The organism is Geodermatophilus sp. SYSU D00766, from assembly GCF_054049915.1.
Genome location: NZ_JBJGYI010000002.1, coordinates 22,464 through 46,246, shown reverse-complemented (window position 1 = coordinate 46,246; position 23,783 = coordinate 22,464). Strand labels below are relative to the sequence as shown.

At 75.7% G+C, this 23,783-nt stretch carries 26 protein-coding genes and 1 tRNA gene; 23 read left to right on the top strand and 4 right to left on the bottom strand.

Translation table 11 applies throughout. From position 1 onward, the window contains the following. The first annotated feature begins 2 nt into the window (after positions 1-2). Positions 3-764 carry a class I SAM-dependent methyltransferase gene (locus tag ACI8AD_RS02145; RefSeq protein ID WP_456868917.1) on the top strand — a complete coding sequence of 254 codons (762 nt, stop codon included), beginning with the start codon at positions 3-5 and terminating at the stop codon, positions 762-764. Here ACI8AD_RS02145 and ACI8AD_RS02140 read toward each other — a convergent pair. Continuing rightward, a complete protein-coding gene (locus ACI8AD_RS02140) occupies positions 751-1,545 on the bottom strand; it encodes a trans-aconitate 2-methyltransferase (RefSeq protein WP_456868916.1) in 795 nt (264 codons plus the stop codon). The genes ACI8AD_RS02145 and ACI8AD_RS02140 overlap by 14 nt on opposite strands. Before the next feature lie 65 nt (positions 1,546-1,610). On the opposite strand from ACI8AD_RS02140, the gene tmk reads away from it, so the two are divergent. The 8 genes from tmk (at position 1,611) to ACI8AD_RS02100 (ending at position 8,567) form a co-directional block, all read left to right on the top strand. Further along, positions 1,611-2,303: a dTMP kinase gene (gene tmk, locus ACI8AD_RS02135; RefSeq protein WP_456868915.1), complete on the top strand. Its 693-nt coding sequence runs from the start codon at positions 1,611-1,613 to the stop codon at positions 2,301-2,303. Continuing rightward, positions 2,300-3,499, top strand: coding sequence for a DNA polymerase III subunit delta' (locus ACI8AD_RS02130; protein ID WP_456868914.1), 1,200 nt, complete (start codon positions 2,300-2,302; stop codon positions 3,497-3,499). Before tmk ends, ACI8AD_RS02130 begins: the two co-directional genes overlap by 4 nt. A gap of 57 nt (positions 3,500-3,556) precedes the next feature. Then, positions 3,557-3,629 (top strand) — tRNA-Thr (locus tag ACI8AD_RS02125). Positions 3,630-3,680: 51 nt separating this feature from the next. Beyond that, complete coding sequence (locus ACI8AD_RS02120) at positions 3,681-4,127, top strand: helix-turn-helix transcriptional regulator (RefSeq protein ID WP_456868913.1); 447 nt, start codon at positions 3,681-3,683, stop codon at positions 4,125-4,127. A 5-nt stretch (positions 4,128-4,132) separates the two neighbouring features. Further along, positions 4,133-4,543 (top strand): VOC family protein, encoded by a 411-nt coding sequence (locus ACI8AD_RS02115; protein WP_456868912.1) that lies wholly within the window; start codon positions 4,133-4,135, stop codon positions 4,541-4,543. A 102-nt stretch (positions 4,544-4,645) separates the two neighbouring features. Beyond that, the gene (locus tag ACI8AD_RS02110) at positions 4,646-7,048 is read left to right on the top strand and encodes an ATP-binding cassette domain-containing protein (protein WP_456868911.1); all 2,403 of its coding nucleotides are present in this window, start codon (positions 4,646-4,648) and stop codon (positions 7,046-7,048) included. A gap of 111 nt (positions 7,049-7,159) precedes the next feature. Then, positions 7,160-7,810: a flagellar brake protein gene (locus ACI8AD_RS02105; protein ID WP_456868910.1), complete on the top strand. Its 651-nt coding sequence runs from the start codon at positions 7,160-7,162 to the stop codon at positions 7,808-7,810. A gap of 7 nt (positions 7,811-7,817) precedes the next feature. After that, positions 7,818-8,567, top strand: coding sequence for an SAM-dependent methyltransferase (locus ACI8AD_RS02100; protein WP_456868909.1), 750 nt, complete (start codon positions 7,818-7,820; stop codon positions 8,565-8,567). Between the two features lie 102 nt (positions 8,568-8,669). Here ACI8AD_RS02100 and ACI8AD_RS02095 read toward each other — a convergent pair whose 3' ends face one another. Further along, complete coding sequence (locus tag ACI8AD_RS02095) at positions 8,670-9,161, bottom strand: inorganic diphosphatase (protein ID WP_456868908.1); 492 nt, start codon at positions 9,159-9,161, stop codon at positions 8,670-8,672. A 141-nt stretch (positions 9,162-9,302) separates the two neighbouring features. Here ACI8AD_RS02095 and dacB point away from each other — a divergent pair, with 141 nt between their 5' ends. The 10 genes from dacB (at position 9,303) to ACI8AD_RS02045 (ending at position 18,577) form a co-directional block, all read left to right on the top strand. Next, positions 9,303-10,655 carry a D-alanyl-D-alanine carboxypeptidase/D-alanyl-D-alanine endopeptidase gene (gene dacB / locus ACI8AD_RS02090; protein WP_456868907.1) on the top strand — a complete coding sequence of 451 codons (1,353 nt, stop codon included), beginning with the start codon at positions 9,303-9,305 and terminating at the stop codon, positions 10,653-10,655. 41 nt (positions 10,656-10,696) lie between these two features. After that, the gene (locus tag ACI8AD_RS02085; RefSeq protein WP_456868906.1) at positions 10,697-11,782 is read left to right on the top strand and encodes a zinc-dependent metalloprotease; all 1,086 of its coding nucleotides are present in this window, start codon (positions 10,697-10,699) and stop codon (positions 11,780-11,782) included. Positions 11,783-11,792: 10 nt separating this feature from the next. Then, the gene (gene tilS / locus ACI8AD_RS02080; RefSeq protein WP_456868905.1) at positions 11,793-12,803 is read left to right on the top strand and encodes a tRNA lysidine(34) synthetase TilS; all 1,011 of its coding nucleotides are present in this window, start codon (positions 11,793-11,795) and stop codon (positions 12,801-12,803) included. Beyond that, positions 12,800-13,387, top strand: a complete 588-nt coding sequence (gene hpt / locus ACI8AD_RS02075) for a hypoxanthine phosphoribosyltransferase (RefSeq protein WP_456868904.1) — start codon at positions 12,800-12,802, stop codon at positions 13,385-13,387. Before tilS ends, hpt begins: the two co-directional genes overlap by 4 nt. Positions 13,388-13,605: 218 nt before the next feature. Next, the gene (gene ftsH, locus ACI8AD_RS02070) at positions 13,606-15,657 is read left to right on the top strand and encodes an ATP-dependent zinc metalloprotease FtsH (protein ID WP_456868903.1); all 2,052 of its coding nucleotides are present in this window, start codon (positions 13,606-13,608) and stop codon (positions 15,655-15,657) included. Positions 15,658-15,685: 28 nt separating this feature from the next. Beyond that, positions 15,686-16,303 carry a GTP cyclohydrolase I FolE gene (gene folE, locus ACI8AD_RS02065; RefSeq protein WP_456868902.1) on the top strand — a complete coding sequence of 206 codons (618 nt, stop codon included), beginning with the start codon at positions 15,686-15,688 and terminating at the stop codon, positions 16,301-16,303. A 10-nt stretch (positions 16,304-16,313) separates the two neighbouring features. Further along, positions 16,314-17,177 (top strand): dihydropteroate synthase, encoded by an 864-nt coding sequence (folP, locus tag ACI8AD_RS02060; RefSeq protein ID WP_456868901.1) that lies wholly within the window; start codon positions 16,314-16,316, stop codon positions 17,175-17,177. Beyond that, positions 17,170-17,562, top strand: coding sequence for a dihydroneopterin aldolase (folB, locus tag ACI8AD_RS02055; protein ID WP_456868900.1), 393 nt, complete (start codon positions 17,170-17,172; stop codon positions 17,560-17,562). The genes folP and folB overlap by 8 nt, the downstream gene beginning before the upstream one ends. Further along, positions 17,559-18,062 (top strand): 2-amino-4-hydroxy-6-hydroxymethyldihydropteridine diphosphokinase, encoded by a 504-nt coding sequence (gene folK, locus ACI8AD_RS02050; RefSeq protein ID WP_456868899.1) that lies wholly within the window; start codon positions 17,559-17,561, stop codon positions 18,060-18,062. The genes folB and folK overlap by 4 nt, the downstream gene beginning before the upstream one ends. Next, entirely contained in the window at positions 18,059-18,577 is a 519-nt protein-coding gene (locus ACI8AD_RS02045) for a DUF3180 domain-containing protein (protein WP_456868898.1), read from the top strand. Before folK ends, ACI8AD_RS02045 begins: the two co-directional genes overlap by 4 nt. 25 nt (positions 18,578-18,602) lie before the next feature. On the opposite strand, the gene ACI8AD_RS02040 is transcribed toward ACI8AD_RS02045, so the two are convergent. After that, entirely contained in the window at positions 18,603-19,166 is a 564-nt protein-coding gene (locus ACI8AD_RS02040; RefSeq protein WP_456868897.1) for a TetR/AcrR family transcriptional regulator, read from the bottom strand. A gap of 71 nt (positions 19,167-19,237) precedes the next feature. On the opposite strand from ACI8AD_RS02040, the gene ACI8AD_RS02035 reads away from it, so the two are divergent. Beyond that, positions 19,238-19,903, top strand: coding sequence for a GAP family protein (locus ACI8AD_RS02035; protein WP_456868896.1), 666 nt, complete (start codon positions 19,238-19,240; stop codon positions 19,901-19,903). 11 nt (positions 19,904-19,914) lie between these two features. On the opposite strand, the gene ACI8AD_RS02030 is transcribed toward ACI8AD_RS02035, so the two are convergent. Next, the gene (locus tag ACI8AD_RS02030) at positions 19,915-21,042 is read right to left on the bottom strand and encodes an ABC transporter ATP-binding protein (RefSeq protein WP_456868895.1); all 1,128 of its coding nucleotides are present in this window, start codon (positions 21,040-21,042) and stop codon (positions 19,915-19,917) included. 78 nt (positions 21,043-21,120) lie between these two features. Here ACI8AD_RS02030 and ACI8AD_RS02025 point away from each other — a divergent pair, with 78 nt between their 5' ends. The 3 genes from ACI8AD_RS02025 to ACI8AD_RS02015 all read left to right on the top strand — a co-directional run bounded on the left by ACI8AD_RS02025 (position 21,121) and on the right by ACI8AD_RS02015 (position 23,754). Next, positions 21,121-21,852, top strand: coding sequence for an ABC transporter permease (locus tag ACI8AD_RS02025; RefSeq protein ID WP_456868894.1), 732 nt, complete (start codon positions 21,121-21,123; stop codon positions 21,850-21,852). After that, entirely contained in the window at positions 21,849-22,586 is a 738-nt protein-coding gene (locus ACI8AD_RS02020) for an ABC transporter permease (RefSeq protein WP_456868893.1), read from the top strand. The genes ACI8AD_RS02025 and ACI8AD_RS02020 overlap by 4 nt, the downstream gene beginning before the upstream one ends. Positions 22,587-22,743: 157 nt before the next feature. Next, complete coding sequence (locus ACI8AD_RS02015) at positions 22,744-23,754, top strand: glycine betaine ABC transporter substrate-binding protein (protein ID WP_456868892.1); 1,011 nt, start codon at positions 22,744-22,746, stop codon at positions 23,752-23,754. Positions 23,755-23,783: the final 29 nt, after the last annotated feature.

Below are 23,783 nucleotides of genomic sequence, written 5' to 3'. Positions count from 1 at the left end.
CCGTGACCGACCCGCTCGACCCCGCCGACTGGCAGCAGCGGCGGACGTCGTTCGGGTCAGTCGCGGCCGACTACGCCGCCCTGCGACCCGGCTACCCGCCCGCCGCCGTCGCCTTCCTCCTGGGCGGGCGGCCGCGGCGGGTGCTCGACCTGGGCGCCGGCACCGGCCTGCTCACCGGCGTCCTGCTCGCCGCCGGGCACGAGGTGGTCGCGGTCGACCCCGCACCGCAGATGCTCGACCAGCTGCACGCCCGCCACCCCGGCGTGCCGGTGCACGTCGGCGGCGCGGAGGCGGTCCCGCTGCCCGACCGCAGCGTCGACGCCGTGGTCGCCGGCCAGGCCGCGCACTGGTTCGACCCGGAGCCGGCGGCCGCCGAGCTGCGCCGCGTGCTGCGGCCCGGGGGCGTGGTCGGCCTCGTGTGGAACGTCCGCGACGAGCGGGTGCCGTGGGTCGCCGCGCTCGGCGCCGCGCTGGCCGCCGAGGCCCGCGGCCACGAGGCCGACCAGGGCGTCGTCGACCGGTTCGCCCGGGCGCTGCCGGCCGACGTCACCCACGCGCCGTTCCGCGTCGTCCAGCGGGTTCCCCCCGAGCAGGTCGTCGGCGGCATCGGCACCCGCAGTTACGTGGCCACCATGACCCCGCGGGCCCGGGCGGCCTTCCTCGGCGGCCTGCGCGGCCTGCTCGCGAGTCATCCCGACACCGCCGGACGCGACGTCCTGGAGCTGCCCTACCGCACCGACGCCTACCGGCTCACCCCCCGCTGAGCGGCCGGGAGCCCACCGCGAACACCCGCCGGAACGGCAGCACGGTGGTCCCGTCGGGCCGCGCCGGGTAGGCCTCCCGCAGCGCCGCGGCGTAGGCGGCGGTCAGCTCGGCGGCGGCATCGTCGTCGAGCAGGGCCAGCACCGGCCGCAGCACGGTGCTGCGCACCCAGCCCAGCACCGGGTCCGTCCCGCGCAGCACGTGCAGGTAGGTGGTCTCCCAGACGTCGGCGGACAGGCCCGCACCCACCAGCACGTCGAGGTAGCCGGCCGGGTCGAGCACCGGGTCCGGCGGGGGAGCGGCGGCCGCCAGCCGCGCCGACCACCGCGGCGAGGTGCACAGGTCGGCCAGCAGCCGGTGCGTCGGCGCCCGGTGGTTGCCGGGCACCTGGACCGCCAGCCGCCCGCCCGGGGCGAGGTGCCCGGCCCAGCGCGCCAGCAGCCCGGCGTGGCCGGGCACCCAGTGCAGGACGGCGTTGCAGACGACGACGTCGACCGGCCCGTCGGGCCGCCACTCACGGACGTCGCCGAGGGTGAAGCCGACCCGCCCGTCGACGGCGTGCGCGGCCGCCGCGGCCAGCATCTCCGGGGAGGAGTCGACGCCGGTCACCCGCGCACCGGGCCAGCGCGCCGCGAGCGAGGCGGTCAGCGCACCCTCGCCGCAGCCGAGGTCGACCACGACCCGCGGGTCGGCCGCGTCCACGCGGGCCAGCAGGTCGGCGAACGGGCGCGCCCGCTCGCCGGCGAAGCGCAGGTAGGTCGCGGGGTCCCAGGCGGCGTCCACGCCGGCGACGCTAGGGGCTGCGGGAACCCGGTGGCGTCGGACCCGGCCGGTACCGTGGACCGGCCGTGACCCACCCCGCCAGCCACCCCCGGGAGCTCCCGATCGCCGCCCACCCGCGCCTGCCCGGCCGCGGGCTGTTCGTCGCCTTCGAGGGCGGGGAGGGCGCCGGCAAGTCCACCCAGGCCCGCCTGCTCCTCGACTGGCTGGGGCGGCACGAGATCCCCGCGCGGCTGACCTCCGAGCCCGGCGGGACCCCACCCGGCGCGCGCATCCGCGCGCTGCTCCTCGACCCGGCCACCGGCGACCTCGCGCCGCGCGCCGAGGCGCTGCTCTACGCCGCCGACCGCGCCCACCACGTGCACGCGGTGGTCCGCCCGGCGCTGGAGGCCGGCGAGGTCGTGGTCACCGACCGCTACGTCGACAGCTCGCTGGCCTACCAGGGCGCCGGCCGGGCGCTGGCGCTGGAGGAGGTGCGCCGGCTGTCGCAGTGGGCCACCGGCGGGCTGGTGCCCGACCTCACGGTGCTGCTCGACCTGCCCCCCGAGGCGGGCCTGGCGCGGGCCCTGGGCCGCGCCGCCGCCGACCGGCTCGAGGCCGAGTCGGTCGACTTCCACGAGCGCGTCCGCGCCACCTTCCGCGCGCTGGCCGACGCCGAGCCGCACCGCTACCTGGTCCTCGACGCCGGCCGGCCCGCCGAGGAGCTCGCCGGCGCCGTGCGCGAGCGGGTCGCCGCCCTGCTGCCCGGGCGGGTCGCATGACCGAGCTCGCGAGGTCGCCAGGAGGCTCAGCCGCGCCGGGCGGGGTCTGGGCGCAGGTCGTCGGCCAGCCGGCCGTCGTCGCCGAGCTGCAGGCCGCGGTCGCCGACCCCGCCGCCATGACCCACGCCTGGCTGTTCACCGGCCCGCCCGGCTCGGGCCGCTCGGTCGCCGCGCGGGCCTTCGCCGCGGCGCTGCAGTGCCCCGACGGCGGTGACGGCACCTGCCACGCCTGCCGCACGGTGCTCGCCGGCACCCACGCCGACGTGCAGACCGTCGTCCCCGAGGGCCTGTCGATCGGCGTCGTGGAGGCGCGCGAGCTGGTGCGGGTGGCCGGCCGCGCGCCGTCGCAGGGGCGCTGGCAGGTCGTCGTCGTGGAGGACGCCGACCGCATGACCGAGCAGGCCGCCAACGCCGTCCTCAAGATGATCGAGGAGCCGCCGCCGCGGACGGTCTTCCTGCTGTGCGCGCCGAGCCTGCACCCCGAGGACGTGCCGGTCACCATCCGCTCCCGCTGCCGCGTCGTGGGCCTGCGGACGCCGCCGACCGACGCCGTCGCCGACGTGCTGGTGCGCCGCGACGGCGTCGACCCGGCGCTGGCCGCCTGGGCCGCGGCCGCGGCCGGCGGGCACGTCGGGCGGGCACGCCACCTGGCGCAGGACGAGAGCGCCCGGCTGGTGCGCAAGGCCGTCCTCGACGTCCCGCTGTCACTGGTGTCGCTGGCCGCCTGCCTGACCGCCGCCGACGACCTCGTCGGCGCGGCCAAGGAGGAGTCCGACCGGACCACCGCGGCCCTCGACGGCGCCGAGACCGAGGCGGTCAAGGCCAGCCTGGGCGTCGGCGCGCGGGGCCCGGGCGTGGCCGCCGCCAGCCGCGGGGCCGGGCAGCTCAAGGAGCTGGAGAAGCGGCAGAAGAGCCGGGCCACCCGCATCGGCCGCGACTCCCTCGACCGGGCGCTGGTCGACCTCGCCGGCCTCTACCGCGACGCCCTCGTCCTCGCCGCCGCACCCGGTGAGTCGCTGCCGCTGGACCACCCCGACCGGCGCGCCGACGCCGAGGAGCTGGCCCGGCGCATCGGCGCGGAGGGGGCGCTGCGGCGCATCGACGCGGTGCTCGCCTGCCGGACGGCGCTGGAGCAGAACGTCAAGCCGCAGGTCGCCGTCGAGGCGCTCACCGTGGCGCTGCGCCTGCCCGCGTAGCCGCCGGGCCGGCGCGGGCGCGGCAGGACGGTGCCGTACGCTGGGCACCGCACGTCCGCCGCCTTAGCTCAGTCGGTAGAGCATCTCACTCGTAATGAGAAGGTCGTCGGTTCGATTCCGACAGGCGGCTCGCACCCCCGTCCCTGGGGATCGTCGGCTCCTTCTGCCAGCATCCCGGGACGTGACCAGCGGCAGCGCCGAGCAGCACCTGCGCGACCTCGCCCGGCTGCGCCGCGTCCGCGACCGGATCGACCGGGAGTACGCCCAGCCGCTCGACGTCGAGGCCCTCGCCCGCGGCGTGCACGTCTCCGCCGGCTACCTCAGCCGCGCCTTCCGGCGGGCCTACGGCGAGTCCCCGTACTCCTACCTGATGACCCGGCGCATCGAGCGGGCCATGGCCCTGCTGCGCCGCGGCGACGTGAGCGTCACCGACGCCTGCTTCGCCGTCGGCTGCTCGTCGCTGGGCACCTTCAGCACCCGCTTCACCGAGCTGGTCGGCATGCCGCCGAGCACCTACCGGCGCCTCGCCGCGGAGGGCACCGAGGGCCTGCCGGCGTGCGTCGCCAAGCAGGTCACCCGACCGGTCAGGAATCGAGAAGCACCGGCCGGTGCGCCGTCCCTAGCGTGACCGGCATGGACCTCACCATCCACACCACCGTCCTCCCGCACACCGACCCGGAGGCCTCCCTGGCCTTCTGGCGCGACACCCTCGGCTTCGAGGTGCGCACCGACGTCGGCCGGGGCGCGATGCGCTGGATCACCGTCGGCCCCACCGGCCAGCCGGGGACCTCGGTCCTCCTGGCCCCGCCGGCCGTCGACCCGGGCATCACCGACGACGAGCGCCGCACCGTCGCCGAGATGATGGCCAAGGGCACCTACGGCTGGATCCTGCTGGCCACGAAGGACCTCGACGGCACCTTCGACCGGCTGCAGGCCGGCGACGCCGAGGTCGTCCAGGAGCCCACCGACCAGCCCTACGGGATCCGCGACTGCGCCTTCCGGGACCCCGCCGGCAACCTGGTCCGCATCCAGCAGACCGGCTGAGCCCGCGTCAGCCGGACGGGCGTCGCGCCGTTCCGGTCGTCACCCCCAGCAGGTAGACAACGAGGGCGCCGACGACGGCGGCGCCCACCGGACGGAGACACGATGAGCACCGCCACCAGCGACGGCACGGGGACCCGCACGCGGGAGCCCGCCGGGCACCCGGCCGACGTGCACGACCTCATCCGCGTGCACGGCGCCCGCGAGAACAACCTCAAGGACGTCAGCGTCGACATCCCCAAGCGCCGGCTCACGGCCTTCACCGGCGTCTCCGGCTCGGGCAAGAGCTCCCTGGTGTTCAGCACGATCGCCGCGGAGTCCCAGCGGCTGATCAACGAGACCTACAGCGCCTTCCTGCAGGGCTTCATGCCGTCGCTGTCGCGGCCCGACGTCGACCTCCTGGAGGGGCTGACGACGGCGATCATCGTCGACCAGGAGCGGATGGGCGCCAACCCGCGCTCCACCGTCGGCACGGCCACCGACGCCAACGCGATGCTGCGCATCCTCTTCAGCCGGCTCGGGCAGCCGCACATCGGCCCGCCGACCGCGTTCGCCTTCAACGTGCCGACCCGCAAGGCCAGCGGGGTCATGAGCACCGAGAAGGGCGGCCGGGTCGAGAAGAACGTGGTGCGCGAGGCCCTCTACCAGGGCGGCATGTGCCCCCGGTGCGAGGGCATGGGCTCGGTCAACGACATCGACCTCACCGCCCTCTACGACGACGCCAAGTCCCTCAACGACGGCGCCCTGACCATCCCCGGCTACAGCATGGACGGCTGGTACGGCCGCCTCTTCCAGGGCGCCGGCCTCGACATGGACAAGCCGATCCGCGACTACACGAAGAAGGAGCTGGACACGCTCCTGTACGCGGAGCCGGTCAAGATCAAGGTCGAGGGCATCAACCTCACCTACGAGGGCGTGATCCCGCGGATCCAGAAGTCGATGCTGTCCAAGGACGTCGAGGCGATGCAGCCGCACGTCCGGCGCTTCGTGGAGCGGGTGGTGACCTTCACGACCTGCCCCGACTGCGGCGGCACGCGGCTGAGCGCGGAGGCGCGGTCCTCGCTGATCCGGGGGAAGAGCATCGCCGACGTCTGCGCCCTGCAGATCACCGACCTCGCCGACTGGGTGCGCGAGCTCGACGAGCCCTCGGTCGCCCCGCTGCTGGCCGGGCTGCAGCACCTGCTCGACTCCTTCGCCACCATCGGCCTGGGGTACCTCTCCCTCGACCGGCCCGCGGGCACCCTGTCCGGCGGCGAGGCGCAGCGCACCAAGATGATCCGCCACCTCGGCTCCTCGCTCACCGACGTCACCTACGTCTTCGACGAGCCCACGATCGGGCTGCACCCGCACGACATCGAGCGGATGAACCGGCTGCTGCTGCAGCTGCGGGACAAGGGCAACACCGTGCTCGTCGTCGAGCACAAGCCCGAGGCCATCGCCATCGCCGACCACGTCGTCGACCTCGGGCCCCGGGCCGGCGCGGGCGGCGGCGAGGTCGTATTCCAGGGCACCGTCGAGCAGCTGCGGGCCAGCGGCACCCTCACCGGGCGGCACCTCGACGACCGCGCGTCGGTCAAGCCGTCGGTGCGCACCCCCACCGGCGCGCTGCAGGTGCGCGGCGCCCGCACGAACAACCTGCAGGGGGTCGACGTCGACATCCCCCTCGGCGTGCTCGTCGTCCTCACCGGGGTGGCGGGCTCGGGCAAGAGCTCGCTCGTCTCCGGCTCGATCGCCGGGCGGGAGGGCGTGGTGACCATCGACCAGGGCGCCATCCGCGGCTCCCGGCGCAGCAACCCGGCCACCTACACCGGCCTGCTCGAGCCGATCCGGAAGTCCTTCGCCAAGGCCAACGGCGTCAAACCGGCGCTGTTCAGCGCCAACTCCGAGGGCGCCTGCCCGGCCTGCAACGGCGCCGGCGTCGTCTACACCGAGCTGGGTGTCATGGCCACCGTCGAGTCCACCTGCGAGGCGTGCGAGGGCCGGCGGTTCCAGCCGGCGGTGCTCGACTACACGCTGGGCGGCCGGGACATCGCCGAGGTGCTGGCCATGTCGGTGGCCGAGGCCGAGGAGTTCTTCGGCTCCGGCGAGGCGCGCACGCCGGCCGCGCACGCCGTCCTCGGCCGGCTCGCCGACGTCGGCCTGGGCTACCTCACCATCGGCCAGCCGCTGACGACGCTGTCCGGCGGGGAGCGACAGCGGCTGAAGCTGGCCACCCACATGGGCGAGAAGGGCGGCGTCTACGTCCTCGACGAGCCGACCACCGGCCTGCACCTGGCCGACGTGGAGAACCTGCTCGCGCTGCTCGACCGGCTCGTCGACTCGGGCACGTCGGTCGTCGTCATCGAGCACCACCAGGCGGTCATGGCGCACGCGGACTGGATCGTCGACCTCGGTCCGGGCGCCGGCCACGACGGCGGCCGGGTGGTGTTCGAGGGCACCCCGGCCGACCTCGTCGCCGCCCGCTCCACCGTCACCGGCGAGCACCTGGCGGCCTACGTCGGCGGCTGAGACCGGATTCCTGCACCGCCCGGCTGCACTTCCGGCCCCTCCGTGCCGATGCCTGTCCCCAGGACCGCAGAGCGGGACGAGGACCGGAACGCCGGAGACGGAGGACGGAGCATGACGACGCCGGGAGTGGACCACCCCGAGGAGAAGGCGGTGCTCGACGTCAAGGCCAGCAGCCGCGCCGACGTCCTGACCAGCTTCGTCGAGCGGGTGTCGGGCTCCGAGCTCGTGGTCAGCGTGGGCGAGGACGCGCAGAAGCGGCGCGTGCGGCTGGACACCGGTGAGCACCTGGAGCTGATCTGGCGCGGACCGGAGGAGCTGCGGTCCCTGCCCGCGGAGCTCGTCGAGGTGGTCACAGGGGACTCGCCGACGTGGCGGCTGAAGATCATCGGCCCGGCGTCCCGGGGGCAGCGGCGCAACGCCGTCCGCGCCCCCATGTCGGTGCCCGTCGAGCTGGCCGTGGGGGAGCGGGTGCTGGCCGGGACGACCATCGACCTCAGCGAGGGCGGCACGCGCTGCCTGCTCACCGGCAAGCCCGGGGCCGAGCGGCCGGAGATCGAGGTCGGCGCCGTGCTCCCCGTGGTCGTCGACCTCGACGGGGACCGGCTGGCCGCCAAGGCCGAGCTGATCCGCCGCCACCCCCGCGACGACCACCACACCGAGCTGTCGCTGCGGTTCGTGGGGCTCGGCGAGCGGCGCGAGGACACCATCCGGCGCCGGGTCTTCGCCGAGCTGCGTGACCTGCGCTCCCGCGGCCTGATCTGATCCCGGCGTGGACCGAGCCCGACTCAGCGCCGTCGCGCACCGCTGGCACCCCGTCGCCGCCCCCGTCTCCGACGAGGCCCTGACCCGGCTGGTCGGCCGGCTGTCCCCGGCCGGCCGGGGCGGCCGCGCCCTCGACCTCGGCTGCGGGCCGGGCTCGTGGCTGCTGGCGCTGCTGGCCGCGCACCCGGCGATGGTGGGGGTCGGTGTCGACACCTCCGCGCCCGCGCTGGACGCCGCGCGCGACGGGGCGGCGATGGCCGGCCTGGTCGGCCGCGTCGCGTTCGTCGAGGCCGACGCCGCGACCTGGGAGGGCGAGCCGGCCGACGTCGTCCTGTGCGTCGGCGCCGCGCACGCCTTCGGCGGCACCGCCGGGGCGCTGGAGGCCGTGCGCCGCCACCTGCGTCCCGGCGGGCGCGTGCTCTTCGGGGACGGGTTCTGGGAGGCCGGCCCGAGCGAGGCGGCGCTGGCCGGCCTCGGCGCCGAGCCCGGCGAGCTGCCCGACCTGCCCGGCCTGCTGGCCGAGGTGGCCCGGGCCGGGTTCGAGCCCGGCTACGGCCACGTCAGCACCCTCGCCGAGTGGGACGAGTACGAGTGGTGCTGGACCGGCGCCGTCACCGAGTGGGCGCTGACCGAGGCTCCGCCCGGCGAGCGCGAGGAGGCGCTGGCGGCCGCCCGCACGCACCGGCGGCAGTGGCTGGAGGGGTACCGCGGCGAGCTGGGCTTCCTGACCGCCGTGCTGCACGACACCGGCCGCTGAGGACCGGGTCCCGGGACGGCGACGGCGGCGCACCCGCCGGGGCGCGCCGCCGTCGTCGTCCGTCCTGCTCGTCCCTCCGGCCCGGGGCCGGACGGGTGCGGCTCAGTGGCCGCCGGCCTCCTGGGCCCGCTTGATCGAGGCCTCGATCTCGGCCTCGGCCATGGCGCGGCCGACCCACTCGGCGCCCTCGACCGACTTGCCCGGCTCGAGGTCCTTGTAGGTCTCGAAGAAGTGCTGGATCTCCAGGCGGTCGAACTCCGACACGTCGGTGATGTCCTGGAGGTGGGCCATGCGGGGGTCGGTCGCCGGGACCGTGAGCACCTTGTCGTCGCCACCGGCCTCGTCGGTCATCCGGAACATGCCGATGGCCCGGCAGGTGATCAGGCACCCGGGGAAGGTCGGCTCGTCGAGGATCACCAGGGCGTCGAGGGGGTCGCCGTCCAGACCGAGGGTGTTCTCGATGTACCCGTAGTCGGCCGGGTACCGGGTCGAGGTGAACAGCATCCGGTCGAGCCGGATGCGCCCGGTGGCGTGGTCCAGCTCGTACTTGTTCCGCTGGCCCTTGGGGATCTCTACCGTCACGTCGAACTGCACGGCAGCTAGTGTGGCGCACCGGTACCAGGTCCACCGGCGCAGGGCGTCCGGGGGGCCTCTTCCGGGGGGGAGCGCACCATCACGCCGAGCGGGTCCTCGACCGTCACGCCCAGCTACCGGCGGCTGCGCCGACGGCTCCTGGTGAGCCTGCTGGCGCTGGTCCTCGTGGCGGCGGTGGCCACCGGCGTGGTGCTGTCCCTGGGCGGGGACGAGCGCACGACCACCGCCGGTCCCGCCGCCCCCTCCGCGCAGCTGCCCGAGGTCGGCGACCCCGCGCCGGTGCTCGCCCCGCTGTCGTCGGAGGCGCCGGTCCCCGACCCCGCCGCCCTCGCCGCGACGCTGCGCCCGCTGCTGGCCGCCCCCGTGTTCGGCGGCGGCCTGTCCGCCGAGGTCGTCGACGTCGCCAGCGGTGAGGTCCTGCTCGACGACGGCGCCGACCGGGCGGTCACGCCCGCCTCCACGGCCAAGCTGCTGACCGCCGTCGCCGCGCTGAGGACCCTCGACGCCGACGACACCCTGGAGACCACCGTCGTCGCCGGCAACGCGCCCGGCGAGGTGGTGCTCGTCGGCGGCGGGGACCCGACCCTGTCGACCACCGCGCCGTCGGTCGACTACCCGGGCGCGGCCACCGTGGCCGACCTCGCGGCCCAGGTGCAGGCCGCCCTCCCGCCGGGCACCGCCGTCAGCCGCGTCGTCGTCGACAACTCGCTGTTCGAGGGCCCGCTGACCGCCGAGGGCTGGGGTCCCGAGGACGCGCCGTCGACCTACGCCTCGCCGGTCACCGCGACCGCCGTCGACGGCGCCCGCGTCGTGCCGGGCGAGGACCCCCGCAGCGGCGCTCCCGGCACCGACGCCGGCCGGGCCCTGGCCACCGCTCTCGGCGCGCCCGGGGCGGTGGTCGAGCTCGGCACGGCCCCGGCGGACGCGCAGACGCTGGCCACCGTCTCCTCCGCGCCGGTCGCCCGCCTGGTCGAGCAGGCGCTGTCGCAGTCGGACAACCTCCTGGCCGAGTCGCTGGCCCGCCACGTGGCCCTCGCCCGCGACCTGCCCGCGACCTTCGACGGCGCGGCGCAGGGGGTCACCGCGGCGCTGGACGACGCCGGCGTCGACGTCTCCGGCGTGGAGATGCACGACGGCAGCGGCCTGTCCCGGCTGGACCGGGTGCCCCTGGCCGTCCTCACCGACCTGGTCGCCGGCGCCGCCGACGGGTCGGTCGAGGGCACCTCGGCCGTGGTCTCGGGCCTGGCGGTGGCCGGGTACGACGGCACCCTGGCCGACCGCGGCGACGACGACCCCGCGACCGCGCCGGGCGCCGTCCGCGGCAAGACCGGCACGCTGCTGGGCGTGCACGGCCTGGCCGGCACCGTGGTCACCGCCGACGGCCGGCTGCTGGCCTACGCGCTGGTCGTCAACGGCAGCGTCGGCGGTGGCCTGCCCGAGGAGGCCGCCCTCGACGACGTGGCCTCCGCGCTGGCCGCCTGCGGCTGCCGCTGACGCGGGGGCGTCCCGGGGGGCCGCCCGCGTACGGTGAGGCGATGACGAGCAGCTCACTGGTCGACTGGGAGCTCGCCGGGCGCACCGCCCGCCGGCTGTCGGGGCAGGGTCCGGAGACCACCCGCGAGGAGGCCACCGCCGTCGTCCGGGAGCTGCACCAGGCCGCCGCGGCCGCCGTCGCGCACGTGGAGGGGCTGACCGGGCTGCACCCCGTCGAGGGCGGGCCGGTGCCGGAGGTGGCCGTCGTCGACCGGCCCGGCTGGATCGACGCCAACACCAGCGGCATGGCCGCGCTCATGGACCCGCTGGTCACCGCGCTCGCCGAGCGGCAGGAGAGCCGCCCCGGCCCGCTGGCCACCGCCATCGGCTCCCGCGCCACCGGCGTGCAGGCCGGCGCCCTGCTGGCCTTCCTGTCCTCGCGGGTGCTCGGCCAGTACGAGGTCTTCGGCACCGGGGGCCGGCTGCTGCTCGTCGCGCCCAACATCGTCGACGCCGAGCGCAAGCTGGGCGTCGACCCCGCGGACTTCCGCCTGTGGGTGTGCCTGCACGAGGTCACCCACCAGCTGCAGTTCACCGCCTTCCCGTGGCTGACCACCCACCTCGAGGGGCAGATCGCCGAGTTCGTCGACGCCACCGACCTCAGCCCCGACGCGCTGCGCGACCGGCTCACCGACCTGCTGCGCGGGGTCACCGACGCCGTCCGCGGCGGGGACGACGACGGCGGCGGGCAGGGCCTCATGGCGCTGGTGCGCGACCCCGCGCAGCGCGCCGTGCTCGACCGGGTGACCGCCGTGATGAGCCTGGTCGAGGGGCACGCCGAGTACGTCATGGACGGGGTCGGCCCCGACGTCGTCCCGTCGGTGCGCACGCTGCGCAAGCGGTTCGCCCAGCGCCGCAAGGGCCGCGGCCCGCTGGACCGCGCGCTGCGCCGGCTGCTCGGGCTCGAGCAGAAGATGAAGCAGTACGCCGACGGGCGGCACTTCGTCGGGGGCGTCGTCGACCTGGTGGGCATGGACGGCTTCAACCGGGTCTGGACCGGCCCTGCGACCCTGCCCCTGGTCGAGGAACTCACCGACCCCGCCCGGTGGGTCGAGCGGGTGCACGGCCGCCCCGCCGTGACCGCCTGAGCCGCCCCGGGTGAGCGGCCCGCCGGCCGCGGTCGCGCGCGTCCGCAGCGCCGTCCGGCCCGGGCTGCGCGCCGACGCCCGGCCGGTGCTGGTGGCCGTCAGCGGGGGAGCGGACTCCCTCGCGCTGGCCGCCGCCGTGGCGTTCGAGGCGCCGCGCGCCGGGGTGCCGGCCGGGGCGGTCACCGTCGACCACGGCCTGCAGCCGGGCTCGGCGCAGCGCGCCGCGTCGACGGCGGAGCTGCTGCGCGGGCTCGGCCTGGACCCGGTGCGCGTGGTCGCCGTCGACGTCGGCACCGGTGGGGGACCGGAGGCCGCCGCCCGCACCGCCCGCTACGCGGCGCTGTCGGGCGAGGCCGCCGCGCACGGCGCCCGCGTCGCGCTCGGCCACACCCTCGACGACCAGGCCGAGACGGTGCTGCTCGGCCTGGGCCGCGGCTCGGGCCCGCGCTCGGTCGCCGGCATGGTCGCCGACCGCCCGCCGTGGTGGCGGCCGCTGCTGGGGGTCCGCCGCGCCACCGCCCGCGCGGCGTGCGCGGCGCTCGGGCTGCCGGTCTGGGACGACCCGTGGAACACCGACCCGGCCCTGCGGCGCGCCCGGCTGCGCGCCGAGGTGCTGCCGCTGCTCGAGGACGTCCTCGGCGGCGGCGTCGCCCCGGCCCTCGCCCGGACCGCGGAGCTGCTGCGGGAGGACCTCGACGCCCTCGACGCGCTGGCCGATGGGCACCTGGCCCGGCTGGCCGGCCCGGCGGGCCTGCCGGCCGCCGACCTCGCCGCGCTGCCGGCCGCGCTGCGCCGGCGGGTGCTGCGCGGCTGGCTGCGCGACGGCGGGGTGCCGGACCTGCAGGCGGTGCACCTCACCGCCGTCGACGCGCTGGTCGCGGCCTGGCGCGGCCAGGGGCCGGTGACCCTCCCCGGCGGTGCGGAGGCGCTCCGGGCGTCTGGCAGGCTGGTGCTGCGGCCCGCCGGCTCCCCGGGCGGGAGGGCCGGTCAGGCACCCGATCCGGAGGAGCAACGCACATGAGCGAGACCGCGTCGGCCTCTGCGCTGCTGGGGCCCGACCACGGCTACGGCCCCGACATCGACCACGTGCTGCTCTCCGAGGAGCAGATCCAGGCCAAGATCGGTGAGCTCGCCGAGCAGGTCGCGCGCGACTACGCCGGCCGCGAGGTGCTGCTGGTCGGCGTCCTCAAGGGCGCGGTGCTGTTCATGAGCGACTTCGCCCGGGCGCTGCGGCTGCCCACGCAGATGGAGTTCATGGCCGTCTCCTCCTACGGCAGCGCCACCAGCTCCTCGGGCGTGGTGCGGATCCTCAAGGACCTCGACCGCGACATCAGCGACCGGCACGTGCTCGTCCTCGAGGACATCATCGACAGCGGGCTGACCCTGTCGTGGCTGCTGAAGAACCTGGGCAGCCGCCGGCCGGCGTCCCTGGAGGTCTGCACGCTGCTGCGCAAGCCCGACGCGATCAAGGTCGAGGTGCCGGTGCGCTACGTCGGCTTCGACATCCCCAACGAGTTCGTCGTCGGCTACGGCCTGGACTACGCCGAGCGCTACCGCGACCTGCCCTACATCGGCACCCTCAAGCCCGAGGTCTACGAGACCTGACCCCCGGAGGAGGGCCCCCCGCGGCTCCTCCCGAGGGGTGAGCGGGCGGCGTCCGTGCAGTTCGCACACAGGGGACGCACAGCCGTCCCGGTGTACCGTCGAGGCCTACGACGCCTGACCGAGCGCCAGGGTGCCCGCCCGGGTCGCGCGGAGCGTCACCCGGACGATCAGGAGGGTCGACGGGCCAGGCCGGCGCCCCGGCCGCCCGGCATCGGTGTATGGAACGCAAGAAGATCTTCCGCTCCGTGTGGTTCTGGGTCGTGCTCGTCGTCCTGGTGGCCCTCGGCCTGTCCGCCGTGTTCAGCGGCGGCTCGGCCTACGAGCCGGTCGGGACCTCCGTCGCGCTCCAGCAGATCGAGGACGGCAACGTCGAGTCCGTCACGATCAACGACAAGGAGCAGACGCTCGACCTGGACCTGCGGGACCCGGTCGACGGCAACTCCCAGATCAGCGCCTCGTACCCGATCGGCGCCTCCGACGACGTCTTCGCCCTGGTCTCCGGGCTCGGCCCGGACGGCCAGCCCGCCGGTGACGGCGTGGAGTTCACGACGAACGTGACGCAGGACAGCGTCTTCGTCAGCGTGCTGATCAGCTTCCTGCCGTTCCTCATCCTCCTGCTGCTGCTGTTCTGGCTGTTCAACTCCATGCAGGGCGGCGGCCGCGGCGTCATGGCCTTCGGCAAGTCCAAGGCCAAGGTGGTCAGCAAGGACACCCCGAAGACGACGTTCGCCGACGTCGCCGGGGCCGACGAGGCCATCGAGGAGCTCCAGGAGATCAAGGACTTCCTCGCCAACCCGGTGAAGTTCCAGGCGGTCGGCGCCAAGATCCCCAAGGGCGTGCTGCTGTTCGGCCCGCCCGGCACCGGCAAGACGCTGCTGGCGCGCGCCGTGGCCGGTGAGGCCGGCGTGCCGTTCTTCTCGATCTCCGGGTCGGACTTCGTCGAGATGTTCGTCGGCGTCGGCGCCAGCCGGGTGCGCGACCTGTTCGAGCAGGCCAAGACCAACGCCCCGGCGATCATCTTCGTCGACGAGATCGACGCCGTCGGCCGCCACCGCGGCGCCGGCATGGGCGGCGGGCACGACGAGCGCGAGCAGACCCTCAACCAGATGCTCGTCGAGATGGACGGCTTCGACGTCAAGGGCGGCGTCATCATGATCGCCGCCACCAACCGGCCCGACATCCTCGACCCGGCGCTGCTGCGTCCGGGCCGCTTCGACCGGCAGATCGCCGTCGACCGGCCCGACCTGGAGGGCCGCAAGCGGATCCTCGAGGTGCACGCCAAGGGCAAGCCGCTCGCGCCCGACGTCGACCTCGAGACCGTCGCCCGCCGCACCCCCGGCTTCACCGGTGCCGACCTCGCCAACGTGCTCAACGAGGGCGCGCTGCTCACCGCCCGCGGCAACGCCACCGTCATCACCGACGCCGTCCTCGAGGAGGCGATCGACCGCGTCATCGCCGGCCCCGAGCGCAAGACGCGGGCGATGAGCGAGAAGGAGAAGAAGGTCACCGCCTACCACGAGGGCGGGCACGCCCTGGTGGCGCACGCACTGCCCAACCTGGACCCGGTGCACAAGGTGACCATCCTGCCGCGGGGCCGCTCCCTCGGGCACACCCTCGTGCTGCCCACCGAGGACAAGTACACCCAGACCCGCTCGGAGATGATCGACACCCTCGCCTACGCCCTCGGCGGGCGCGCGGCCGAGGAGCTGGTCTTCCACGAGCCGACCACCGGTGCGGGCAACGACATCGAGAAGGCCACCTCCATGGCCCGCGCGATGGTCACCCAGTACGGCATGAGCGCCAAGCTCGGCGCGGTCAAGTACGGCAGCACCGACTCCGAGCCGTTCCTCGGCCGGGACATGGGCTCGCGGCCGGACTACTCCGAGGCCGTCGCCGCCGACATCGACGGCGAGATCCGCGCGCTCATCGAGGCCGCGCACGACGAGGCGTGGGAGATCCTCGTGGAGTACCGGGCCGTTCTTGACCAGCTCGTGCTCGAGCTGATCGAGAAGGAGACCCTCTCCAAGGAGGACATGGCCCGCATCTGCGCGCCGGTCACCAAGCGGCCCTCGCTCGCGCCCTACAACGGGTTCGGCAAGCGCACGCCCTCGGACCAGCCGCCGGTGCTCACCCCCGCCGAGGCCGCCGCGGCCAACGGCCACGGTGCCGGCCACGGGGCCACCGCGGTCGGGGCCAACGGCAACGGCACCGGGCTGGTCAAGGGCGGCACCAACCCGGTCGGGGACGTCGGCGCACCCGTCCAGCGGTGAGCGGGTGCGCGAGCCCGGCGGACGTGGCATGAGCGTCCTCCCCGAGGAACCCGAGGACGAGGTCCGCCCCGACCCGGCGCGGATCGACTCCGCGCGCGCCGAGGCGGCCGTGCGCGAGCTGCTGATCGCGGTCGGGGAGGACCCCGACCGGCCCGGGCTGCGCGACACCCCCGCCCGGGTGGCGCGCGCCTACGCGGAGACCTTCGCCGGCATCTGGCAGGACCCCGGCGAGATCCTCGCGACGGTCTTCGACGAGGACCACGACGAGCTGGTGCTGGTCAAGGACATCCCGATGTACTCGACCTGCGAGCACCACCTGGTGCCCTTCCACGGCGCCGCGCACGTCGGCTACATCCCGGGCGAGGACGGCCGGGTGACCGGGCTGTCGAAGCTGGCCCGGCTGGTCGACGTCTACGCGCGCCGCCCGCAGGTGCAGGAGCGGATGACCCGGCAGATCGCCGACGCCCTCGCCGAGCACCTCAAGCCGCGCGGCGTGATCGTCGTCGTCGAGGCCGAGCACCTGTGCATGGGCATGCGCGGGATCCGCAAGCCCGGCTCGACCACGGTCACCTCCGCCGTGCGCGGCATCTTCCGCGACAACCCCGCCACCCGCGCCGAGGCGATGAGCCTCGTCCTGGGTCGATGAAGCCCGGCCGGTGAGCGCACCCGGGGCGCAGCTGCTGCACCCGGGACGGTGCGTGGTGATGGGCGTCCTCAACGTCACGCCCGACTCCTTCTCCGACGGCGGCTGCTTCGCCGACCGGGACTCCGCGGTCGCCCACGGCCTGGCGATGGCCGCCGGCGGCGCGGACTACGTCGACGTGGGCGGTGAGTCCACCCGCCCGGGCGCCGACCGCGTCGACGCCGCCGAGGAGCGCCGCCGCGTCGTCCCCGTCGTCCGGGACCTGACCGCCGCCGGTGTCCGGGCGAGCGTCGACACCACCCGCACCGAGGTCGCCGAGGCCGCACTCGCGGCCGGGGCGGTGCTGGTCAACGACATCAGCGGCGGGCTGGCCGACGACGGGATGGCCGCGCTGGTCGCCGACGCCGGCGTCCCGTGGGTGCTCATGCACTGGCGCGGCCACAGCCGGGAGATGTACGCCCGCGCCGAGTACGACGACGTCGTCGGCGAGGTCTGCGCGGAGCTGTCCGCCCGGGTCGACGCCGCGCTGGCCGCCGGGGTCGACACCACCCAGCTCGTGCTCGACCCCGGCCTGGGCTTCGCCAAGCAGGCCGCGCACAACTGGGCGCTGCTCGCCGCGCTGCCCCGGCTGGTCGCCCTCGGCCTGCCGGTGCTGGTCGGCAGCTCCCGCAAGTCCTTCCTCGGCCGGCTGCTCGCCGCCCCCGACGGGGCGCCGCGCCCCGCGGCCGGGAGGGACGCCGCCACCCTCGCCACCACCGTCCTGGCCGCCGAGGCCGGCGCCTGGGGGGTGCGGGTCCACGACGCCGCCGCCTCCGCCGACGCCGTCGCCACCGTGGCCGCCGTCCAGCGCGCCCGCGAGGAGAGCCGCCGTGACTGAGCAGCCCACCTCCGGCGGCGGCACCCCCGACCGGATCGCCGTCCGCGGGCTGACCGCGCACGCCCACCACGGCGTCTACGGCTTCGAACGCGAGAACGGGCAGACGTTCTCCGTCGACGCCGTCCTCGAGGTCGACACCGCCCCGGCCGCCGCCACCGACGACCTCGCGCTGACGGTGAACTACGCCGAGCTCGCCCAGCGGCTGCACGCCGTGCTCACCGGCGAGCCGGTCGACCTGCTCGAGACGCTGTGCCGGCGGCTGGCCGACGTCTGCCTGGCCGACCCGCTGGTGCAGGCCGCCGAGATCACCGTGCACAAGCCGCAGGCCGACCTCGGCGTCCCCTTCGACGACGTCACCGTCACCATCCGGCGTGAGCGCCCGTGAGCCGCGCCGTCCTGTCCCTGGGCGCCAACCTCGGCGACCGCGCCGGGGCCCTGCGCGGCGCGATCGAGGCGCTGCGGCCCGACGGGCTGGTGGCCCGCTCCCGGCTGTACGAGACCCCGCCGTGGGGCCCGGTCGAGCAGCCGCCCTACCTCAACGCCGTGGTGGTCGTCCGCGGCGAGCGCGACGCCGCCGGCTGGCTGGCCCGTGCGCGCGAGCTCGAGCAGGCCGCCGGGCGCACCCGTGAGGTCCGCTGGGGGGCGCGCACCCTCGACGTCGACGTCGTCACGGTGACCGGCGAGGACGGCACCCCGGTGCTCTCCGACGACCCGGCCCTCACGCTGCCGCACCCGCGCGCCCACGAGCGCGCGTTCGTGCTGGTGCCGTGGCTGTCGCTGGACCCCGCCGCCGTGCTGCCCGGCCGCGGCCCGGTGGCCGACCTGGTGGCCGCGCTGCCGCCGGAGGACGTCGCCGCGGTCGTGCCGTGGGAGCACCTGCGGTGAGGCCGGTCAACCGCCGGGACCTCGTGGTGGTCGCCGCCGGGCTGGCGCTGGCCTCCTGGCTGGTCGTGCGGGCCACGTACGGGTCGCTGCCGCCGCTGCGCTGGTGGCTGCCGGTCCCGCTGGCCGTGCTGGCGGTCGCCGAGGCGCTCGGCGCCCGCACCCTGCGCGCCCGTCTCGCCGCCCAGCGCGCCGCCCGCCGCGGCGGACCGCGCCGCGAGGAGCCCGGCGCCCCGCTGGTGCGCCCGGTCGAGCCGATGCTGGTCGCCCGTCTGGCGGTGCTCGCCCAGGCCAGCGCCTACGTGGGCGCCGTCTTCACCGGGGTGTGGGCCGGCGTGCTGGTGCACGTGGCGCCGTCGGTGGCCCGCCTCTCGGCCGCCGGCAGCGACACCGTCACCGCCGTCGTCGGGATCGCGTGCGCCGCGGCGCTGACCGCGGCGGCGCTGTGGCTGGAGTCGGTCTGCCGGGTCCCGCCCGACGGCGACGACGAGCCGCCGGGCGACGGCGTCCGGGCCTGACCGGGCCGGACGACCCGGGCCTCGATCACCGTGGCCCCGACGACCAGGGCCTCGACACGGCGGCCAGCACCGTCTCGGTGACCAGCCGATCGAGGTCGGCGGCGGCCACCCGGCCGGTGCGCAGGCCCTCGGCGGCGCCGACGACCAGCCAGGTCACGGTGATCACGACCCAGTCGGCCGGGAGGTCGACGCGGAAGTCGCCGGCCTCCTGCCCGCGCCGCACCAGCGCGCGGATGCGGTCGTCGGTGGCCCGCGCCCGCGCGAGCAGGTCGGCCTCGACCTGGTCGGCCAGCGGCTGCACCGCGAGCGCGCCGTGCTGCGGTCCGAGCGCGGCCAGCCCGGTCGACACCCGCCGCAGCGCCTCCGGCGCCGGACCGGACTCCGGCTCCGCCCGGTCGACCGCCCTGGCGTACGCCTCCACCGCACGCCTGGACAGGTCGGCCACCAGCGCCGCGCGGGAGGGGTGCCGGCGGAACAGGGTGGCGCGGCTGACCCCGGCGGCGGCGGCGATCTCCTCCATCGAGGCGCCCGGGCGCCCGGCCAGCAGGCGGGCCGCGGCGCGGGCGATCGTCTCGTCGTCCGTGGGCACGGGCGCTCCTCTCGTCGTGATATGACAGCGTCTCAGATGAGACGATAGAGTCTCAGCATGGACGTCGTCTCATGAGTGGTGAACTGCTGGCGGGACTCGTGGGACTCGCCCTCCTCGACTCGGTCAACCCCGCGACGATCCTCGGGGTCGCCCTCATCCTGCTGTCCCCGGTCGCGCATCCCGGCCGGGTCGCCCTGCTCTACGTGGCCGGGGCCTACGCCACGGTCCTCGCCGCCGGGACCGCGCTGTACCTCGGTGCCGGGACGCTGGCCGACGCCCTGCAGGGTGGGACCGTGTGGATCCGCCGCGCGGCCCTGGCCCTGGCCGCGGTCCTGCTGCTGGTGGCCGCCGTCCGCCGGCTGCGGACCCGCCCTCGGCGCGAGGTGCGGCTGCCGCCGTGGTTCGGGACCTGGACGGCCCTCCCGGCCGGGGTGCTGGTGACCGCCGCCGACCTCCCCAACGCCTTCCCCTACCTGGTCGCGATCGAGCGGCTGCTGGCCGCCGCCGTCCCGGCCCTCCCGGCGGTGGGGCTGCTGGCCGGCTACGCCCTGGTCTACTGCCTGCCCTGCCTGGTGCTGCTCGCCGCCGGCCTGTCGCACGGGCAGCGGGTGCGCGACCGGCTCCAGGCGCTCCGGCGCCGCGCCGCGGGCGACGGGACCGTGCGGGCCAGCGTCCCGAAGGCGGCGCTGCTGGTCGGCGCCGCCTTCGCCGTGGGAGGGCTCGCCGCCGTCGTGTGACGGTCGGCGGCTCAGCCGTTCCCGGCGATCGCTGCGCCGGCGGTCTCCGGCGCCGTGCCCCCCACCGACCGGCGCAGCGCCGCGTGCAGCGAGGTGGGGGTGAGCACCCCGAGGAAGACGTCGCCGTGGAGCACCGCGACCCAGCCCGCCTCGTGCTGCAGCATCGTGGCGAACGCCGTCTTCAGCGTCGCGTCGACCGGCACCCAGGCCTCCATCCGCCGCGCGGCCGACCCCACCGTGCCCGCGCCGGTGGCCCGCTCGGCCGACAGCCAGCCGTGCAGCCGGCCGTCGTCGTCGAGGACGACCGCCCACCGGGCGCCGACGGCGGCCATCGAGGCCCGGGCGTCGGCCAGCCCGTCGGCGACGTGCACCACCGGCGGCCGCTCCAGGTCCTCGACCGAGATGCCGGTGACCGCCAGCCGCTTGAGCCCGCGGTCGGCCCCGACGAAGTCGGCGACGAAGTCGTTGGCCGGGCGGCCCAGTAGTTCGGCGGGCGGGGCGAACTGCTCCACGTGCCCGCCGTAGCTCATCACCGCGATCCGGTCGCCGATCCGGACGGCCTCCTCGATGTCGTGGGTGACGAACACGATCGTCTTGCGCACCGTCTCCTGCAGCCGGAGGAACTCCGTCTGCAGCCGCTCGCGCACCACCGGGTCGACGGCCGAGAACGGCTCGTCCATGAGCAGGACGGCGGGGTCGGCGGCCAGCGCCCGCGCCACCCCGGCCCGCTGCCGCTGCCCGCCGGAGAGCTGGGCGGGGTAGCGGTCGCCGTGGACGGCGGGGTCCAGGCCCACCGTGGTCAGCAGCTCGTCGACCCGCTCGCGGGTGCGCCGCCGGTCCCAGCCGAGCAGCCGCGGCACGGTGGCCACGTTCGCCCGCACCGTCTGGTGGGGGAAGAGGCCGACGTTCTGGATGACGTAGCCGATGCGGCGGCGCAGCCGGTCGGCGTCGACGCGGGTGACGTCCTCGCCGCCGAGCAGGATGCGACCCGTCGTCGGCTCGATCACCCGGTTGATCATCTTCATGGTGGTGGTCTTGCCGCAGCCGGAGGGGCCGACGAGGACGCTGAGCTCCCCGGCAGCGAAGGTCAGGTCCAGCTGCGCCACGCCGACGGTGCCGTCGGGGTAGGTCTTGCTCACCCCCTCGAGCCGGATCTCCTGTGCGGTGCCGTCCCCGGCAGCGCGCTGCGGACCCGTCCCGGCAGTAGCGTCCACGGGGTGACCTCCCTGGGTGCGCGCCCTCTGGTGGACGCGGTGAGCGACCCGGTGGTGGGGCTGCTCGCGGTGGACGAGGCCCCGAACCCGTGGTTCGACCCGTCCTACGTGACCGACAACTGGGACACCATCCTGGCCTACACCGGCGAGCACGTCCGCCTCACCGTGCTCGCGGTGGTCATCGGGGCGGCGCTCGCGCTGCCGCTCGCGCTGCTCGCCCGCCGCAGCCGCTACCTGTCGGCGCCGGTGCTGGGGCTGTCCACCGTCGTCTACACGATCCCGTCGCTGGCGATGTTCGCGCTGCTGGTGCCCTTCACCGGGCTGTCGTCGAACACCGTGCTCATCGGGCTGGTCGCGTACTCGCTGGTCATCCTGGTCCGCAACTTCCTCGCCGGCCTGCAGGGGGTGCCCGCCGACGTCCGCGAGGCCGCCCGCGGGATGGGGCTGTCGCCGGCGCAGACGTTCCGGCGGGTGGACCTGCCCCTCGCGCTCCCGGCGTTCATGGCCGGGCTGCGGATCGCGACGGTGTCCACCGTGGCGCTCACGACGGTCGGCGTCCTGGTCGGCCACGGCGGGCTGGGCCAGCTGATCACCGGCGGGTTCGCCGCGAACTTCTACCGCGCCGAGATCGTCACCGGGGCGGTCGGCTGCGTGCTGCTCGCGCTGCTGGCCGACGTCATGCTGGCCGCGGCCGAGCGGGCGCTCACCCCCTGGACGCGGGCGGTGCGGACGTGAACGACTTCGAGCGGGCGCTGCTGTACCTCAACGACCCGTACAACTGGACCCGGCCCAACGGGATCCTCGACCTCGCCGTCGAGCACCTGGTCATCTCGGCCGTGGCGGTGCTCGCGGCGATGGTCGTCGCGCTGCCGATCGGCACGGCGCTGGGCACCGCCCGCCGCGGCGGCGGGCTGGTCGTGGTGCTGTCCAACGTCAGCCGCGCGGTGCCCACCCTGGCGCTGCTCACCCTGTTCGCGGTGAGCCCCATCGGCTTCGGCAACCGGGCGACGACGATCGCCCTGGCCGTCTTCGCGATCCCGCCGATCCTGACCAACACCTTCGTCGGGTTCCGCGGTGTCGACCCCGAGCTGCGCGAGGCCGCCCGCGGCATGGGCATGAGCCGCGGGCAGGTGCTCCGCCGCGTCGAGGTGCCGCTGGCCCTGCCGCTGGTGATGACCGGGATCCGCACCGCCGCCGTCCAGGTGGTGGCGACGGCGGGGCTGGCCGCGCTGGTCGGTGGCGGGGGGCTGGGCCGGCTGATCAACCTCGGCTTCGGCCAGCAGGACTACGGCGTCATGATCGCCGGGGCCATCCTCGTGGCCGGGCTCGCCCTGTTGACGGAGGCGGTGCTGGCGGCGCTGTCCTGGGCGGTCACCCCCGGCCCCCGCCGGCTGCCGTTCCTGCACGTCAGGGCCTCGAGGACGCCCGGTGGCGTTCCGGAACCGACGGCCAGCGGCGTTCCGCTGTGACCCCGGGGCCGCGGCCGAGCGCTCCCGTGTAACGACCGGACAACACATCCGCTCCGTGATTGCCCTGGGCGGATCGCCGGGGGTTGCATGTGCGCGCGGGGACCCCCGCCAGACACGCGTCGCGGCCCACGCCGCACGGGACACAGAAGGCGGACACATGCGTCAGCCACGCGCACTCACCCCCCTCCTCCTCGCCGGGCTCCTGCTCACCGCCGCCTGCGGCGAGTCGGGCTCCTCCGGCACCGGCGGCTCCACCGCCAGCGGCTCGGCCGCCGGCGGCGACGCCTGCGCCCCGGTGGCCGGCGACCAGCTCGTCGTCCTCGAGGACGACCAGCAGCTGCAGAACGCCGACAACATCGTCCCGGCGATCACCTCGGCCACCGCCGCCGCCAACCCGGCGCTGCTGCCGGCGCTGGACGCGGTGTCGGCCGCGATGACCACCGACCAGCTCATCGACATGAACGCCGCGGTGGACCTCGAGCGGCAGAGCGCCGAGGACGTCGCCGCCGCGTGGGTCGAGGAGAGCGGGGTGACCGACGGGCTCGAGCAGGGCAGCGGGCCGATCATCGTCGGCGCCGGCAACTTCACCGAGTCGACGATCCTCGCCAACGTCTACGCCGGGGTCCTCGACGCCGCCGGCTTCGACGCCAGCGTGCGCGAGGTCGGCAACCGCGACACCTACCTCCCCGCGCTCATCTCCGGCACCGACCTGCAGGTCTTCCCGGAGTACCTGGCCACCGTGACCGAGGCGCTCAACGCCCAGGTCAACGGCCCCAACCCGACCCCGATCGCCAGCGGCGACCCGCAGGCCACCCGGGACGCCCTGCAGCCGCTGGCCGACCAGGTCGGGCTGACCTTCGGCACCCCGTCGGAGGCCGCCGACCAGAACGCCTTCGCGGTGACCCAGGAGTTCGCCGACCAGCTCGGCGTCAGCACGCTGTCCGAGCTCGCCGACGCCTGCGGCGACGGGTCGCTGGTCCTGGGCGGTCCGGCCGAGTGCCCGACCCGGCCGTTCTGCCAGCCGGGGCTGGAGCAGACCTACGGCCTGCAGTTCGCCGAGTTCCGGGAGTTCGACGCCGGCGGCCCGCTGACCAAGGCCGCGATCCAGCAGGGCGAGGTCTCGATGGGCCTGGTCTTCAGCTCCGACGGCGCCCTCGCCCAAGGCTGACGACCGGCGGATCCGGGGAGGGCCTGCCG